The sequence below is a fragment of the Gluconobacter potus genome (assembly GCF_015244705.1).
GTDB classification, from domain to species: Bacteria; Pseudomonadota; Alphaproteobacteria; order Acetobacterales; family Acetobacteraceae; genus Gluconobacter; species Gluconobacter potus.
In genome coordinates, this window is the sequence record NZ_JABCQF010000002.1 from 374,917 (window position 1) to 390,768 (window position 15,852).

The 15,852-nt window shown below is 62.1% G+C and carries 13 protein-coding genes; 8 read left to right on the plus strand and 5 right to left on the minus strand.

Going from position 1 to position 15,852, the window contains the following annotated elements:
- Window positions 1-221: 221 nt before the first annotated feature.
- The 3 genes from HKD31_RS05820 (at window position 222) to HKD31_RS05830 (ending at window position 3,769) form a co-directional block, all read left to right on the plus strand.
- On the plus strand, window positions 222-1,058 hold the full coding sequence (locus tag HKD31_RS05820) for an N-acetylmuramoyl-L-alanine amidase family protein (protein WP_194264202.1): 837 nt from the start codon (window positions 222-224) through the stop codon (window positions 1,056-1,058).
- Between the two features lie 208 nt (window positions 1,059-1,266).
- A complete protein-coding gene (locus HKD31_RS05825; RefSeq protein ID WP_194264201.1) occupies window positions 1,267-2,838 on the plus strand; it encodes a 2-isopropylmalate synthase in 1,572 nt (523 codons plus the stop codon).
- Between the two features lie 163 nt (window positions 2,839-3,001).
- Complete coding sequence (locus tag HKD31_RS05830; protein WP_081108443.1) at window positions 3,002-3,769, plus strand: sulfite exporter TauE/SafE family protein; 768 nt, start codon at window positions 3,002-3,004, stop codon at window positions 3,767-3,769.
- A gap of 25 nt (window positions 3,770-3,794) precedes the next feature.
- Here HKD31_RS05830 and HKD31_RS05835 read toward each other — a convergent pair whose 3' ends face one another.
- Together HKD31_RS05835 and HKD31_RS05840 are read right to left on the minus strand one after the other, a co-directional pair.
- Window positions 3,795-4,301, minus strand: coding sequence for a hypothetical protein (locus HKD31_RS05835; RefSeq protein WP_194264200.1), 507 nt, complete (start codon window positions 4,299-4,301; stop codon window positions 3,795-3,797).
- Window positions 4,302-4,349: 48 nt separating this feature from the next.
- Window positions 4,350-4,604: a glycine zipper domain-containing protein gene (locus HKD31_RS05840; protein ID WP_194264199.1), complete on the minus strand. Its 255-nt coding sequence runs from the start codon at window positions 4,602-4,604 to the stop codon at window positions 4,350-4,352.
- A 295-nt stretch (window positions 4,605-4,899) separates the two neighbouring features.
- Between HKD31_RS05840 and HKD31_RS05845 the strand changes: the two genes are divergently transcribed.
- From HKD31_RS05845 to rodA, 5 genes are all read left to right on the plus strand, one after another.
- Complete coding sequence (locus HKD31_RS05845; RefSeq protein ID WP_194264198.1) at window positions 4,900-5,949, plus strand: rod shape-determining protein; 1,050 nt, start codon at window positions 4,900-4,902, stop codon at window positions 5,947-5,949.
- Window positions 5,950-5,968: 19 nt separating this feature from the next.
- Complete coding sequence (gene mreC / locus HKD31_RS05850) at window positions 5,969-6,898, plus strand: rod shape-determining protein MreC (RefSeq protein ID WP_194264197.1); 930 nt, start codon at window positions 5,969-5,971, stop codon at window positions 6,896-6,898.
- Window positions 6,899-6,903: 5 nt separating this feature from the next.
- Window positions 6,904-7,470 carry a hypothetical protein gene (locus tag HKD31_RS05855; protein WP_194264196.1) on the plus strand — a complete coding sequence of 189 codons (567 nt, stop codon included), beginning with the start codon at window positions 6,904-6,906 and terminating at the stop codon, window positions 7,468-7,470.
- A gap of 77 nt (window positions 7,471-7,547) precedes the next feature.
- Window positions 7,548-9,557 carry a penicillin-binding protein 2 gene (gene mrdA / locus HKD31_RS05860; protein ID WP_194264195.1) on the plus strand — a complete coding sequence of 670 codons (2,010 nt, stop codon included), beginning with the start codon at window positions 7,548-7,550 and terminating at the stop codon, window positions 9,555-9,557.
- Window positions 9,558-9,568: 11 nt separating this feature from the next.
- A complete protein-coding gene (gene rodA / locus HKD31_RS05865) occupies window positions 9,569-10,744 on the plus strand; it encodes a rod shape-determining protein RodA (RefSeq protein WP_370543899.1) in 1,176 nt (391 codons plus the stop codon).
- Here rodA and HKD31_RS05870 read toward each other — a convergent pair.
- Genes HKD31_RS05870 through HKD31_RS05880 form a run of 3 tightly spaced genes read right to left on the minus strand, consistent with a single transcriptional unit; the run spans window position 10,741 to window position 15,707 of the window.
- On the minus strand, window positions 10,741-12,774 hold the full coding sequence (locus HKD31_RS05870) for a DUF2075 domain-containing protein (RefSeq protein ID WP_194264193.1): 2,034 nt from the start codon (window positions 12,772-12,774) through the stop codon (window positions 10,741-10,743). The two genes, rodA and HKD31_RS05870, sit on opposite strands and share 4 nt — an antisense overlap.
- A 4-nt stretch (window positions 12,775-12,778) precedes the next feature.
- Entirely contained in the window at window positions 12,779-14,836 is a 2,058-nt protein-coding gene (gene glyS / locus HKD31_RS05875; protein ID WP_194264192.1) for a glycine--tRNA ligase subunit beta, read from the minus strand.
- Window positions 14,829-15,707: a glycine--tRNA ligase subunit alpha gene (locus HKD31_RS05880; RefSeq protein WP_041112029.1), complete on the minus strand. Its 879-nt coding sequence runs from the start codon at window positions 15,705-15,707 to the stop codon at window positions 14,829-14,831. Before HKD31_RS05880 ends, glyS begins: the two co-directional genes overlap by 8 nt.
- Window positions 15,708-15,852: the final 145 nt, after the last annotated feature.

Sequence of the window (15,852 nt, forward strand, 5' to 3'; positions counted from 1 at the left end):
GGAAAAGGCGGGAGCGGTACGGGAAAGGCGTGAGCCCGTGTCCGGTCGGACCGCGCTTTACAGGTCCCTGACACACAGGATGGCCGAAACCGCCTTCCGTGGCAAGCGCGGCGTTTTTCATTTGTCCGTGCGATATTTTCCAGCGCCATCGTGCCATGTTCCTGACAGGGTTTCATGCTGTATGGTTCTCCGTCATTCACCGCTGTACCGGGGAACAAGGGATGCTCACGCGACGCACACTGGCCGGTGGTCTGTTCACGGGGCTTTCAGGGCTGCCGTTGCTGCTGCCCATGACGGCGTTCGGGCGTCATCCGCTCCATGGAAAACTGCACACGCCCGCCGTGCATCGCGGTGCTGCACCTCCGAAGCCGCTCGTCATGCTGGATCCTGGCCATGGCGGGAAGGATCCCGGTGCGATCGGGATTTCCGGCACCTACGAAAAGCATATTGCGGAAGCCGCCGCGTCCGAACTGAGCCGTCAGCTCCTCGCATCGGGCCAGTACCGTGTCGCCATGACACGCTCCGAAGACCGCTTCATCCCGCTGGAAGGACGCGTCGAACTGGCCCAGCGGCATCAGGCGCATCTCTTCATTTCCATGCACGCAGACGCCCTGCATGACAGGGATGTGCGGGGTGCAAGCGTCTATACACTGTCCAGTGGCGCTTCGGATGCGCAGACGGCCTCTCTTGCGCGGAGTGAAAACAGTGCGGACCGGTTTGCCGGGCCAGCCTTTCACGGCATGTCGCCCGACGTGCAGCAGATCCTGGCCAGTCTTGTTTCCGAAGAAACGCGGCGTGGTTCGGCGCATATGGCGGCAAGTGTCGTCAATTCGTTCCGGAACAGGATCGGACTACTAACTCATCCGTCACGTCATGCAGCGTTCGTGGTTCTGAAATCGTCCGAAATTCCATCTGTTCTGGTGGAAATGGGATTCATGTCCAACCGGCTGGATGAAGCGGCACTGCGTCAGGCCGTGCATCGCACGCAGGTCGCCAGCGCCATGAAAACAGCCATAGACCGCTATTTTGCTACTCATGCCGGTGTCATGACGGGCTGATCCGCCCACCATGCAATGGAGAGTTCATGGTCATGCGGGTTGCGCATGAGGAAAGAATCGGTCATTTAACGCAGCCATGACGTTTCTTTCGATCCTCTCGCTTCGACTTATCGGCCCCTGAACGCCTTTCCAAGGCGGACAGCGCTCCGTTGCGTTCAGGGGATAACAGACCGAAAACCATCCTGAACCAGACGAGACGATCACAATCATGAGCTTCCAGCATCCGTCTTTCGGCACGATCGCCGACGACCGCGTCATCATTTTCGACACCACGCTGCGCGACGGCGAACAGTCCCCCGGCTTTTCGATGAACCTCGAAGAGAAGCTCCGCATGGCCCATGCGCTGAGCAATCTGGGCGTGGACGTGATTGAGGCTGGCTTCCCGGTGGCTTCCGAAGGCGATTTCGAGAGTGTGCGTCGCATTGCCGAAGATGTCCGTGGCTCGGTGATCTGCGGTCTGGCCCGCAGCGGTGGCAAGCGTGATATCGAATCCTGCGGTGAGGCACTGAAGAAGGCCGAGCGTCCGCGCATCCACAACTTCATTTCCACCTCGCCGTTGCACATGAAGTACAAGTTGCGGATGGAGCCGGAGACGGTTCTGGAAATCATCGCCTCGGGCAACCAGAAGGCACGCCAGTTCACGGATGACGTCGAATGGTCGGCCGAGGATGGTTCCCGCACTGATCCGGACTTCCTGTGCCGCTGCGTGGAAGTGGCGATCCGTAATGGCGCCAACACGATCAACATTCCCGATACGGTCGGCTTTGCCACGCCGGAAGAAATGCGCGCCATCTTCACCATGCTGCGCGAGCGCGTGCCGGGTGCGGATCAGGTCATTTTCTCCGCACATAACCACAACGATCTGGGCCTCGGTGTTGCCAACACGCTGGCATCCGTCGAAGGTGGCGCACGCCAGATCGAATGCACCATCAACGGCATCGGCGAGCGCGCAGGCAATGCGGCGCTTGAAGAAATCGTCATGGCGCTGCGGACCCGTCACGACCAGTACGGCAAGACGACCGGCATCGAGACGACGAAGCTGCTGGGTATGTCCCGCATGCTGGCCACGATCACGGGCTTTGATGTCCAGCCGAACAAGGCCATCGTCGGTCGCAATGCCTTTGCGCATGAAAGCGGCATCCATCAGGATGGTATTCTGAAGAACGCTGCGACCTACGAGATCATGACGCCGGAAAGCGTGGGCTGGAACAAGACCTCGCTGGTCATGGGCAAGCATTCCGGTCGTGCGGCCTTCCGCGACAAACTGGCGCAGCTTGGTTACCCGCCGCTGGAAGACGAGGCCCTGAATGCCGCGTTCGCGCGCTTCAAGGATCTGGCCGACAGCAAGAAGGTCGTGTTCGATGACGATATCCGCGCGCTCGTCGATGACGAGAGCCGCGATCACGAGCGGGTCCACCTGATTTCGCTGGAACTGGCGTCCGGCACGAAGCAGAAGTCCCACGCCAAGCTCGAAATCAGCGTCGATGGCGCCATCCAGTATGCAGCCGTCAGCGGCAACGGACCGGTCGATGCGGCCTTCCGCGCCATTGGGGAAGCATTCCCGCATACGGCCGAACTCGCACTGTTTTCGGTTGCCAATGTTACCGAAGGCACGGATGCCCAGGCCCGCACCACGGTGCGCCTGCAGGAAAACGGCAAACTCGTGGACGGGCAGGGGGCCGATGCCGATACGGTGGTGTCCGCCGTCCGCGCCTATATCCATGCGCTGAACAAACTCCTGACCAAGCGTGAGCGGACGGAGCCGGAAGCGCTGTCCTGATCCACGGGACCAGGGTGCTTTCACGAAACGGGCATGCGGGGAGACCTGCATGCCTGTTTTTTTTGACACGGATATAAATAACTAAATATAATAGTTTATATAAGAAGTAGACAAACATAACACGATCGGTATGGTTCCCTTATCTGTGGAATAAGGGACTGTCATGCCGCATTCATGGCTTTATACGCTTTCAGGACTGCTGGTTGGTTTTCTGGTGGGAATGACCGGTGTGGGTGGCGGCTCCCTGATGACACCGCTGCTGATCCTGCTTTTTGGCGTCAAACCGCAGTCGGCTGTGGGGACGGATCTTCTCTATGCCGCCATTACCAAGATCTTCGGCACGGCGCTGAATCGCCATCATGGTGTTGTACGCTGGAGAATCGTTCTTCTTCAGATGGCCGGCAGTCTTCCCGCAGGACTCCTGTGCCTGATTTTCCTGCGCCATTTCGGCCCGAGTCCGTTTGTCTCGAAGCTGATTACCGAAGTGTTGGGCGTGGCGCTCCTGCTGACGGTTCCTGCCATCCTGTTCAAGCCATGGCTCCAGAAATGGTCCATCGGTGCGGGAACGCTGCGCCCGCAGACCGTTGATGTACTGACGGTTTTTCTGGGTGTCGTGCTGGGTACGCTGGTGACGCTGTCGTCGGTGGGGGCGGGGGCCATCGGAATGGCGGCGCTGACGGTGCTTTATCCACGGGTCAGCACCCGGGAACTCGTGGCGACGGATATCGCCCATGCTGTTCCGCTGGCGCTTCTGGCGGGTGGCGGACACTGGCTTCAGGGCGCGGTTGATACCGTTGTGCTGGTGGAACTGCTTATGGGGTCCATTCCAGGCATCCTGCTCGGGACGCTGCTGGCCGGACGTCTGCCAGAGGATGCGCAGAGATGGTTTCTGGGCATCCTCCTGGCGATCATCGGTCTGAGAATGATCTGAGACCGATGGTTTCAGACGTCAGGTCTCAGTAACCGTAACCGCCCTGATAGTTCTGGGCAGGCTGCTGCTGATAGCCACCCTGCTGTGAGTATCCGCTGTTGGCCGGATACTGGCAGTTCGTGTTGGGCGGGCACTGATACTGGGGCTGCTGGCAGGTGGTGCCCGGAGGACACTGGTACTGCGGCTGCATGTACTGGCCCTGCTGCTGCGGATAGGCGCTCTGCTGGCCGTTGTAATAACCCTGCTGCTGGCCATTGGCATAGCCGCTCTGATAGCCGGGGCGATTAGGCGTGGTGAGTGCACCTGCGCCGGCGCCCAGAACACCGCCAGCCAGCGCGCCGATCGCAGCACCGCGGCCACCGCCGGCGAGAGCACCGATCGCAGCACCCGTTCCGCCGCCGAGAAGGCCGCCTCCCAGTGCGCGCGAGCCAGGATCATAGTTTCCCTGACATCCACCAAGAGCCATGACTGTGGCGAATGCTCCAACCAGCGCCGTACCGCGCAGGGCAGAGTGGGAAAAAGCGGTCCTCATAATCCGAATCCTTGATCGTCTCTAACGGAAGGGAGCGCTTCTTATAGCTCAATATCCGTTGCGTGGGCGGTTGGGCGTTGTCGCTGCACCAACTGCCGCACCTGTGCCGGCTCCGGCAAGGGCTCCGATGGCAGCGCCCGTGCCACCGCCCGCCAGTGCGCCGATGGCCGCACCACCGGCACCGCCGATCAGGGCCCCCGATCCGGCGCGGGCACCACTGTTATACGGGCTGCCGCACCCCGTGAGCGCGACGCTGCAAAGAGCCAGAGCTGCCAGAAAGCGGGGTGTTGTGAAGGTCTTCATGACAAAATATCCTGTTGAGCGTTCCGGTCCGCAGTCCGATGATCGGCGCGAGGGAACGGTTTCGCGGATCTAGACACACAGAACGTGACAGAAGGGTGGCAGGATCGGGGCGCACGATTATTTTTTTCGATGTCCCCTGATGGGATCTGTACGATCCATTAAGATCCGGCGCATTATATTGACTCTCCGGGCCTTGCTGAACCTGCTGTGTCTGGTTAAGTCCACCCGCGGGGAACCGCCCCGCAATCACGATCCGCCATCTGTCCCCCGCACAGAGCCGCGCCAGGAGTTTTGGATGTTTTCTCGTCTGCTGGGTCTCATGTCTGCCGACATGGCCATCGACCTCGGCACTGCCAACACGCTCGTTTATGTCAAGGGTCGCGGTATTGTTCTCGACGAACCCTCCGTTGTGGCGATCGCCGAGGTGCGGGGCAAGAAACAGGTTCTTGCAGTTGGTAACGAAGCCAAGCAAATGGTTGGCCGCACGCCAGGAAACATCACGGCCATCCGTCCGCTGCGCGATGGTGTGATCGCAGACTTCGTAGTCGCGGAAGAAATGATCAAGCATTTCATCCGCAAGGTTCACAACCGCCGCGCCTTTGCCAGCCCGCAGATCATCATCTGCGTGCCCTCCGGCGCCACGGCCGTTGAACGCCGCGCGATCCAGGAAAGTGCCGAGAGCGCGGGTGCGCGCAAGGTGATGCTGATCGAGGAGCCCATGGCGGCAGCCATCGGCGCGGGCCTTCCGGTCACGGAGCCTTCGGGCAGCATGATCGTGGATATCGGCGGCGGGACGACGGAAGTAGCTGTCATTTCCCTTGGCGGCATCGTCTATGCGCGCTCGGCGCGCGTGGGCGGGGACAAGATGGACGAAGCCATCATCTCCTATATTCGCAAGACCTATAACCTTCTGGTCGGCGAAAGCTCGGCAGAGCGTATCAAGATCGAGCTTGGCTCGGCCATGATGCCGGATGATCCCGCGAACCCTGACGGCCCGCTGACGGAAATCAAGGGCCGCGACCTCATCAACGGCGTGCCTCGCGAAGTGATCGTCAGCCAGGCTCAGATCGCCGAAAGCCTGGCCGAGCCGGTCATGCAGATCGTCGATGCCGTGACGACCGCGCTTGAGAACACGCCGCCCGAACTGGCCGCCGACATCGTGGACAAGGGCATCGTCCTGTCCGGTGGCGGTGCGCTGCTGTATCGTCTGGACGAGGTGCTGCGTCTGTACACGGGTCTGCCCGTGACGGTTGCAGAAAATGCCCTGTCCTGTGTGGCCCTCGGAACGGGACGGGCGCTTGAGGAAATGCGTCGTTTGCGCAGTGTTCTGAGCAGCATGTACTGAGGACTTGGCTGACGCCGGAATGCTGTCCATCCATGCCCGGCAGGTGCTTGCAAAGGCCGTCCTGCCTATCCTGATCCTGCTGGCGGTCGGGCTCGTCCTTCTCGGACTGGTTCGTCGTCCGGCCGTTGACGGGGTGCGTCTGATGGCGACGGATTTCATGGCGCCGGCCTATCATGGACTGGTCTGGCCTCAGGAGCGGGCGAAGGTCTGGCTGACGGATCTGCGCGGTGCGACGGATCTGGCGAAGGAAAACGCCCGTCTGCGGGACGAAAACCGCGCCCTGCGCCACTGGTATGATGTTGCCGTGGCGCTTGCGGCGGAAAATGGCCGCCTCAAGAAAAGCCTGCACTGGATCCCCGAGACGGTACCCCAGTATGTGACCGGCCGGGTAACGCGCGACGATGGCGGACCGTATTCCCGCGCGGTCCTGCTGGATGTCGGAAGCGGCCATGACGTGCGGATCGGGGATGTCGCGCTGGATGCTGCCGGACTGCTGGGACGTGTCACGGAAGTGGGCCCCCATACGGTCCGCGTCCTGATGATCAACGACGATGCGAGCCGCATTCCCGTTACCCTCGGAAGCTCGCATGGCGATGCGATCATGGCCGGGGATGATACGGCGTCCCCACGCCTGATCTTTTATCCGCAGGACCACCATCCCGTTGAAGGCGAGCGTGTGGAAACCCGCGGCCAGAGCACGATGCCGGCCGGACTGCCGGTGGGCACGGTCCATTACAGCGCGCCCAATCGGCCGGTTGTGGTACCGGATGCGGATCTGGACCGGCTGGATATCGTCCGCGTGTTCGATTACGGGGATGACGACTCGCAGGCTCCGGACGCACCCGGACGCGTGCGCGTGAAGAAATTGCCGCAGAACCCGCTGACCGGCCCTCTGCCGTTCTCATGGCTGCCCAACCTGCCGGATATGCCGGGCCGGGGAGGGCAGTAAGCGCCATGGTTGCCGAAAACTCCACGCCGCATCTGCACTCGGCCGTTGAGCCGAAACAGACCTTCCGCCGTGCGCTCGACATGGCGGCGCGGGCAGCCATGCCCTCCCTGTTCGTCATGTTTTCCGCGATCCTGCTTTCCGCGCCCTTCGGGATCCCCGGTCAGGCTCAGCTTCAGTTCGGGATTGCAATGTGCACGGTCTGGTTCTGGGCCTATAGCCGTCCGCGCTCTATGCCCGCTCTGGCGGTTTTCCTGTGTGGACTGGTGGTGGAGATCTTCAGCTTCGGGCCACCGGGGACCGTGCTGCTGTCACTGCTGGTGATCTACGGTGTGGCGCATCACTGGCGCTATGGCCTGTCTCGTCTGGGCTTCATTGCGGGATGGCTGATCTTCAGCATTTTTGCCGCTCTCGCTTCCTTTTTCCAGTGGGCGCTCGTGTGCCTGCATGCCGTGGCACTTCTTTCTCCTGCACCCGGCCTCTTTCAGGCAGCGCTGACAATCGGTATCTATCCCAGCCTGACAGCGCTGTTTGTCTGGGGACGCCGCACATTTGCCAATCCCGATCAGGCCTGACAGCGTCTTTTGTGTTCCGCACGCCCTGTGCCGCGCGGAGAGCCGCTTTCTTTTCCGGATCCTGAATTCCTGCCCTGATGTTTTCCCGAAACAACCCTTTCCGGTCTCGGATACGCCAGAAGCGCCAGGCTGAGCCTGTGCGGTCGGGGCGTGGCGTCTTCACGCGCCGCGCTCTGCTGGTGATGGCGGTGCAAGCAGGGGTTCTGGGAGCGCTGGGGCGGCGGCTCTACACTTTGCAGGTCGTGGATGGTGGCCATCTGCGCCAGCTTGCCGAGCGCAACAGGACCAGCAAGCGTCTGCTCGCTCCGGCTCGCGGCACAATCCATGACCGTTTCGGCGTGGCGCTGGCGGACAACAAGGTGAGCTGGCGTGCCCTTCTGATGCCGGAAGAGACGACGGATATTCCGGCTGTCATCGAGCGCTTTTCCCAGATCGTCCCGCTGGATGAACATGACCGTGCCCGGATCGAACGCGACCTGCGGCATGTTCATAAATACGTCCCCGTCACCCTGCATGAGTTCCTGTCCTGGGACGACATGGCGCGCATCGAGCTTAATGCGCCGTCTCTGCCAGGCGTTCTGGTCGATGTTGGATCGACGCGGCTTTACCCGTTCAAGGATCTGACGGCCCATATCGTGGGCTATGTCGCTCCTCCCAACGAAGAGGACGTGGCAAAGGACACGACGCTTTCGCTTCCGGGCATGCGCGTCGGGCGTGCCGGGATTGAGCAGACGCAGGAAGCCGTGCTGCGCGGTGAGCCAGGCTCCGTGGAGATGGAAGTCAACGCGGTCGGTCGTGTCATTGGCGAGATCGATCGCGTGGAAGGCCAGCAGGGCGAAGATGTGCGCCTGACGCTGGATTCCGTGCTCCAGCAGCAGGTGCTCAACCGCCTTGAGGATCGTGTCGCCAGTGCGGTGGTCATGGACTGCCGCAATGGCGAGGTGATGGCGATGGTCAGCACGCCGTCCTTCGATCCGTCGCTGTTTGACTCCGGTGTCAGCCACGCGCAGTGGAATGAATGGGCCAATGATCCACGCACCCCACTGGTGGACAAGGCGGTGTCCGGCCTTTATCCGCCCGGTTCGACCTTCAAGCCTGCCGTAGCCCTTGCTGCTCTGAAATCCGGTTCCGTTACGGCTCAGGACCGTTTCAACTGTCCGGGATATTATGATCTCGGCGGGGTGCGTTTCCATTGCTGGAACCGCTGGGGGCATGGCCTCATCAACATGCGCGAAGGCCTGAAATATTCCTGCGACGTCTATTTCTATGAAGTGGCGCGCCGCTGCGGCATGGACCCGATCCAGGCCGTGGGTAATGCGATGGGGCTGGGTGTCAAACTGGACATCGAACTGCCGCATGTCCGCTCCGGCGTCATTCCTACTCCGGAATGGCGGCAGAAGCACGGCTTCCACTGGAACGGTGGCGACACGGTCAATGCAGGCATCGGGCAGGGCTTCGTGCAGGTGACGCCCCTGGCGCTGGCCACGTATGTCTCGCGCATTGCCTCGGGCCGGGATGTGCAGCCGCATCTGTTGCGGGCGACCAATGACCAGATGTCCGCGATGGCTTCCGTGGACGATGTGGCCAAGGTCGATCTGCCCCCCGAGTATCTGGACGTGGTGCGCGGGGGGATGTTCGCGGTCGTCAATGACCCGCACGGCACGGCCCCCAAGGCGCGGCTGGATCTCCCGGGCATCCAGATGGCGGGCAAGACTGGCTCGGCACAGGTGCGGCGCGTGTCGCGTGCGCTGCGTGAATCCGGACACTTCAATTCCATGAACCTGCCCTGGGAGTATCGTCCCCACGCGCTGTTCATCTGTTTTGCGCCTTACGACAATCCGAAATACGCGGTCTCGATCGTTGTGGAGCATGGTAACGCGGGTGCGGACGAAGCCGCCCCACTGGCCAAGCTCATCATGACTGACACCCTGCTGCGCGATCCCGCCAGCGATGTGCGTCCGCCTGCGCCCGTGGTTGCTCCGGCTACGGAGCCTGCCGCAGATCGTGCCCAGCCTGCGGATACAGCGCCCACTCCGGCTCCGCAGCCAACAGGACAGGGGCAGCCAGATCCGGGAGCGGCGCAATGAGACGGAACGGCATGAACACGTTCGGCTTCCTTAAATCCGACCGGCGGCTCCTGCGGGCCGAACCCGATTTCCGTCCGATGGCGCGCCTGCTTCAGGTCAACTGGCTTTATGTGTTGCTGGTCTGTGTGCTGGCAGGCGTCGGTTACATTGCGCTCTATTCGGCCGGTGGCGGGTCTGCCAAGCCGTTTGCCGGGCCGCAGATGGTGCGGTTCGGTTTTGGTCTTGTGATGATGATCGCCGTCTCGCTCGTCAGTCCGCGTATCCTGCGCATGGCGTCCCTGCCGATCTACCTGCTTTCCGTCACGCTGCTCGCGCTTGTGCTGCGGATGGGGCATGTGGGGAAGGGGGCGGAACGCTGGATCAATCTGGCGGGCATGCAGTTCCAGCCGTCCGAATTCGCCAAGATTGGCCTCGTGCTGATGCTGGCGACCTGGTTTCACCGCATCGGCAACGAGCGGATGGGCAATCCGCTGCGCCTGATCCCGCCAGCACTGCTAACGCTGCTGCCGGTCCTGCTGGTGCTCAAGGAACCCAATCTCGGAACCGCCACCATCATCGGCGTCATCGGTGCGACGATGTTCTTCGCGGCCGGGATGCGGCTATGGCAGATCCTGCTGCTCGTGGCGCCGCTGCCGTTCATGGGCAAGCTGATCTACAGCCATCTGCACGACTATCAGAAAGCCCGGATCGACACGTTCCTGCATCCTGAACATGATCCGCTGGGTGCAGGTTACAACATCATCCAGTCGAAGATCGCACTTGGCTCTGGCGGCATGTGGGGCGAGGGATACCTGCATGGCAGTCAGGGGCAGCTGAACTTCCTGCCGGAAAAACAGACGGACTTCATCTTCACCATGATCGGTGAAGAGTGGGGCTTCGTCGGTGGGATCGCCGTCATTACGCTGCTCGGAACGCTCGTCATGGGCGGTATGCTCATTGCCATCCGCAGCCGCAACCAGTTCGGGCGGCTGCTGGGTCTGGGCATTGCGATGGATTTCTTCCTGTACTGTGCGGTGAACCTGTCGATGGTCATGGGCGCCATCCCGGTGGGTGGTGTGCCATTGCCGCTCATTTCTTATGGCGGTTCGGCCATGCTGACGATGATGTTCGGCTTCGGCCTGCTCATGTCCGCCTGGGTACATCGCAACGAGCGTGATCCCGGAACGGAAGACGATGACGACGACTAGTCCTGAAGCAGGTCTGCCAGATCGTTCTGCAAAGTGAAGGGCCGTGCAGGGGCTGCAGGCTCCAGAAGGGGCACGCCGCACATCATCAGGAAATCCGCAATCCGGTCTAACATTTCCGGATCGCGCGTTGGATCATCCGCGCTGCCCTGAGGCACCCAGATCAGGGTCTCGTAACGCGCCCGCGTCAACAGAACGCGATAGGTGTTCAGCCGCCACAGCGTCGCTTCTGCTGAGCTGACCTTGGCCCATTTCGTGCCTGAAAAGCGGCGAGGCTGCCAGCAATCGCCTGATGGCGCGCGGATCAGATCGCCGTCCCAGCACAGTCCCACAAAATCCAGTTCCAGCCCCTGAATGGCAAACTCCGTCGCACAGGTCTCCAGCGCATCAGAGGCCCGGATATCCCGATCTGGGACCCAGCGGTTCAGGAACCATTGGGAGACCGCCTTGTCGTCCATATGCGGGACTTTACAGCCAAGCCCTTCGGCCCGCAGCCGCTTGGCCTTTGAACTCGCCACCAGTCCGCACCGATAGGTCAGGCGTGAGCGGTGTCGTAGCCCCGCGCGCAGATCGTTCAGACTGCGTGTGAGACGAAACGGCAGGTCCGTCTGGGCGGCCAGCCGTCGAGCCGTCTCGACGTCTCCGTTCAAAACGGCGTTGACCCAACGCGGCGCGGTTTCCTCGCGCAGGGAGCGGATGGCCACACCGAGATGCAAAAAGCGCTGCCGTCCGGCTTTAAGCGTTGCGGGCAGATGCGTCAGATCCCCGGTTCCGATCACGTCCGGAGCCGCCTCGACGCGCCATACCGGGCGGCTCAGAAGGGCCTCGCCCCAGCAGGCCAGACCGCCTTCACCGTCATTGATTTCCTGCCCATGTCCAATCAGGCACAGAATGGCCGCGAACCCGTCATGCCGTCCCATGATGTCCAGCAGATGCGCAGGTTCGGACTCTGTCAGCTTCACATGCCGTGACGCACTCTTGCGCACGGCCTGAGCCTGCGTCCAGCAGCGCTGGGCCTCGTCGATGACCATGACATGCTCAGGCGGACATTCCGCTGGCCGCCCGACATAGTGATCGCGGAATTTCGTCAGGGACTGGATGGTGGACTCCATCCGCTGCTCCACGAGGGGACGTTTTTGCCCACGGCTGACCGTATCGCGCGTCAGGGCTTCCCGTAGAACCGAAACAAGGGTCGGGTTCCCGGTCAGGAAAGTCGCACCCGTCCCGTCGCTTCCATCCGCAAAAGCCGCTTTTAGCCCGCACAAGGTTTTGCCCGCGCCCGGAATACCGGAGACGAACACAATCACCTTGCGTCCTTCCGTCCGGGCTTTTTCTAGAATGCTGGCGATGCAGGCAGAGGTCTGCGTCAGGTTTGTCGCATCCGCACGGGCAGTATGGATATCGGCAACGCTATGTGTGGCGTAAATCTGCCGTGCCGCTTCCACGATGCTCGGGACCGGATCGTAAGGAGCATGTTCCCACTCCGCGGGGATCAGCGGATTTTTGGTATGAGCCGTTTGTACTGCCAGCGTGGTCAGGAGCGTTTTCAGCCCGGTTGCATTGACGCGCTGGACTTCTGTGACGCCCAGCGGCAGCAGAAGAGGCGTTGTCTGGGCGCGGGGCGGCGCATCCGTGGCGACCAGAACGGGAATAAGCGGATGATTTCGGCTGGCGGCATGAAAATCCAGCAGGTCGAGCGCATAGCCTTCCGTCTGGGAGAGAGCGGCCGCGTCGTAACTGGACGCGCCGATCTTGAATTCCAGCACGTAAATTGCGCCCGGCGAGACCAGAACGGTGTCGATCCGGCCGCCAAGCCGCGGGATCGGGAATTCAAACAGAACCTGCCAGTTCTGTGCGTTGGGAATTGTCGGTAGAATGTCTCGCAGAAGATCGATCTGCGCTTGCCAGGCGCGAGCCTGCTGCGGCTCGCCCTGAAAACGGTTCTGCACCACCTTGTGGGATAGGGCGGCGCAGAGTTGGTCTGGGGGAGTGTGAAGGAGCGTGGTGACGGATCCGGACCACCACGCTCCCATGGCCTCAGCCCTCGATCTGGCCGAAATCGGCGATCAGGGTCGTTGTCTCGCGGAAGCGGGACAGAAGCTTGAGGCGGTTGGCGCGCACTTCCGGTTCCGGCGCATTGACCGTCACGGCCTCAAAGAACCGGTCCAGCGTCGGACGCAGGGCCGCAATGGCCTGCATCGCATCGGTGAAGCGCTCTTCCTTCAGGGCCGTCTCGATCGCAGGGACGGCCTGATCCAGACCGGCGGCGAGTGCGCGTTCCTCGTCCTGCGTATAGAGGGCCGGATCGGGCGTACCGGTATGTGGTCCGTCCTTCTTGTCCTCGATGCGCAGGATGTTGGCGGCACGCTTGGCGGCGGCGAGCAGGTTGCGTCCGTCTTCCGTCTGGATCATTTCCGACAGTGCCGAAGTCCGGGCCAGAAGCCGCACCAGATCACCATCCAATCCATCCGTCAGCATGGCTGCGAGCACGTCATGCCGCTCGCCTTCGCTGCGAAGCTGCACACGCAGACGTTCGGCAATGAAGTCCGGCAGCTTGGCCAGTTCACCGCCCGTCCGGCCATTCGCGGCCTGTGCGAACAGTTCCGTCAGGTCCAGACGCAGCCCGTTGTCACGGATCGTGCGGATGATGCCGAGTGCCGCACGACGCAGCGCATATGGATCGCCCGAACCGCTCGGCAGTTCGCCAATGGCAAAGAACCCGGCCAGCAGGTCCAGCCGGTCCGCAATGGCAACCGCGACCGAAACCGGTGCCTTCGCGGTGTCGTCTGACTGACCACGCGGCAGATAATGCTCGGCCACGGCACGGGAGACGGCCTCGTCCTCGCCATCATGCGCCGCGTAATAGCCGCCCATGACGCCCTGAAGTTCCGGGAACTCGCCGACCATGCCGGTCGTCAGATCCGCCTTGGCCAGCAGACCCGCCCGTTCAGCCTGCGCGATCTGTGCGCCATCAAGCCCCATGGCCTGCGCCACGGTACCCGCAAGTTTCGAGATCCGCTCGGCGCGCTCGGCCTGCGTGCCGAGTTTGGCATGGAACGTCACGGCTGCCAGTGCCGGAACGCGGTCGGCCAGTTTTGTCTTGCGGTCCAGATCCCAGAAATGCCGCGCATCGGCAAAACGGGCGCGGAGCACGCGCTCATTGCCCGCCGTGGTCAGCTTGCCGCCATCCTTGAACGGCAGATTGCCGACGAACGCGAAATACGGTGCGGCCTTGCCGTCCGGATTGCGCAGGGCGAAATAGCGCTGGTTGATCCGCATGGAGACCTGCATCACTTCGGCAGGCAGATCCATGAATGCCGCGTCGATTTTGCCCAGAAGCGGCACCGGATATTCGACCAGTCCACAGACTTCATCGACCAGCTCGTCATCTTGCACGACCGTAATGCCATGCTGGCCCGCCAGACGTGCCACGCCGGTGCGCACCATGTCGCGGCGGCTGTCCATATCCACGATGACCGAGCGCGTCTCAAGCTCTTCCTGCCACTGCTGGCCGGACAGGATCTCGAACGCGCCCGGAGCGAGAAAGCGATGGCCCTCGGACAGGTTGGACGCCTTCAGAGCATGCGCGTCGTCGCCTTCGCGGGCGAGGGCGAACGGCACGACATGCCCATCCAGCAGACAGGCAATCCGGCGGAGCGGGCGGACCCAGGTGAAGTTCGAGCCCGCACCCCAGCGCATGGACTTCGGCCAGGGGAACTTCCACAGGAGCTCGGGCACGGCTTCGGCCACGCGGCTTTCCGCGCTCACCGGATCGAGCGACTTGTTCAGGACCCAGAAGCCGTTTTCCAGCGTCAGCTCATCAGGTGTGACGCCATGCTTGCGGGTGAACCCGGCCAGAGCCTTCTCGGGCGCACCTTCACGCGGGCCGCGCTCGGAGACGCTGCTGCGGGCCGGGATTTCGGCATCGACGGTCAGGATTGCCGCAATGCGACGGGTGCCGAAGAACGTGCGCAGATCGCGCGGATTCAGTCCATCCAGCGCTTTCGTCAGCAGTGAACCCAGATCATCGGCCGCGCGGGCCTGCATGCCGGAGGGGATTTCCTCGCTGAACAGTTCGATAAAGAGTTCAGCCATGGGACGTCTCCTCCTCACCGGCGAGCCAGGCTTCGCAGGCGGCTTTGGCAAGCGCTCGGACGCGCCCGATATAGGATGCGCGCTCGGACACGGAGATCACGCCCCGTGCATCAAGCAGATTGAACAGATGCGAGGCCTTGAGGCACTGGTCATAGGCGGGCTGGGCCACGCCGGCCTCGGCCAGACGCATGGACTCACGCTCGGCATCGTTAAAATGGGTCAGCAGCATCTGCGTGTCGGCGAGTTCGAAATTATGGCGCGAATAGTCCTGCTCGGCGCGCAGGAACACGTCGCCATAGGTCAGGCCCTTGCCGTTGAAATCGAGATCGTAGACGTTCTCGACGCCCTGCACATACATCGCCAGACGTTCGAGCCCGTAGGTCAGCTCCGTGGACGGCATGACAGTCGGAATACCGCCAACCTGCTGGAAATAGGTGAACTGCGAGACTTCCATCCCGTCACACCAGACTTCCCAGCCCAGTCCCCAGGCGCCGATGGTCGGGTTTTCCCAGTCATCCTCGACGAATCGGATATCGTGCAGCTCAGGGTCGATCCCGATGGCGCGATAGCTGTCGAGCAGAAGCTGCTGGCTGTCTTCCGGCGTCGGCTTGAGCAGCACCTGATACTGGTAATAGTGCTGAAGGCGGTTCGGGTTCTCGCCATAGCGGCCATCCGACGGACGGCGGCAGGGCTGCACATAGGCGGCGGCCCAAGGCTTGGGACCGAGCGCGCGGAGCGTGGTGTGAGGGGAGAGCGTGCCTGCTCCGAGTTCGGTATCGTAAGGCTGCAGGATGGCGCAGCCCTTCTCGGACCAGAATTGATGAAGGCGCAGGATCAGGTCCTGAAAGCAGAGCGGCCGGGTCGCAGACAATTCGATAGGCTCCGGTTGGCAGAAATCGGGCGCCACCTTACAGGCACAGGCCCTTAACCGGAAGGGAGCGTCATTTCGTGATCTTGTGGCGGATCTTGTAGACTGCGTGCGCGTGCATCATATGATTGACGCTCTGCAATTTCTT

Excerpts from the sequence above, each read along its gene's own strand:
- glyS (WP_194264192.1), bottom strand. The coding sequence starts at position 14,836 with ATGGCTGAACTCTTTATCGAACTGTTCAGCGAGGAAATCCCCTCCGGC.
- HKD31_RS05840 (WP_194264199.1), bottom strand. The coding sequence starts at position 4,604 with ATGAAGACCTTCACAACACCCCGCTTTCTGGCAGCTCTGGCTCTTTGC.
- HKD31_RS05870 (WP_194264193.1), bottom strand. The coding sequence starts at position 12,774 with ATGGGAGCGTGGTGGTCCGGATCCGTCACCACGCTCCTTCACACTCCC.
- HKD31_RS05825 (WP_194264201.1), top strand. The coding sequence starts at position 1,267 with ATGAGCTTCCAGCATCCGTCTTTCGGCACGATCGCCGACGACCGCGTC.
- rodA (WP_370543899.1), top strand. The coding sequence starts at position 9,569 with ATGAACACGTTCGGCTTCCTTAAATCCGACCGGCGGCTCCTGCGGGCC.
- mreC (WP_194264197.1), top strand. The coding sequence starts at position 5,969 with ATGCTGTCCATCCATGCCCGGCAGGTGCTTGCAAAGGCCGTCCTGCCT.
- HKD31_RS05845 (WP_194264198.1), top strand. The coding sequence starts at position 4,900 with ATGTTTTCTCGTCTGCTGGGTCTCATGTCTGCCGACATGGCCATCGAC.
- mrdA (WP_194264195.1), top strand. The coding sequence starts at position 7,548 with ATGTTTTCCCGAAACAACCCTTTCCGGTCTCGGATACGCCAGAAGCGC.
- HKD31_RS05820 (WP_194264202.1), top strand. The coding sequence starts at position 222 with ATGCTCACGCGACGCACACTGGCCGGTGGTCTGTTCACGGGGCTTTCA.
- HKD31_RS05835 (WP_194264200.1), bottom strand. The coding sequence starts at position 4,301 with ATGAGGACCGCTTTTTCCCACTCTGCCCTGCGCGGTACGGCGCTGGTT.
- HKD31_RS05830 (WP_081108443.1), top strand. The coding sequence starts at position 3,002 with ATGCCGCATTCATGGCTTTATACGCTTTCAGGACTGCTGGTTGGTTTT.
- HKD31_RS05855 (WP_194264196.1), top strand. The coding sequence starts at position 6,904 with ATGGTTGCCGAAAACTCCACGCCGCATCTGCACTCGGCCGTTGAGCCG.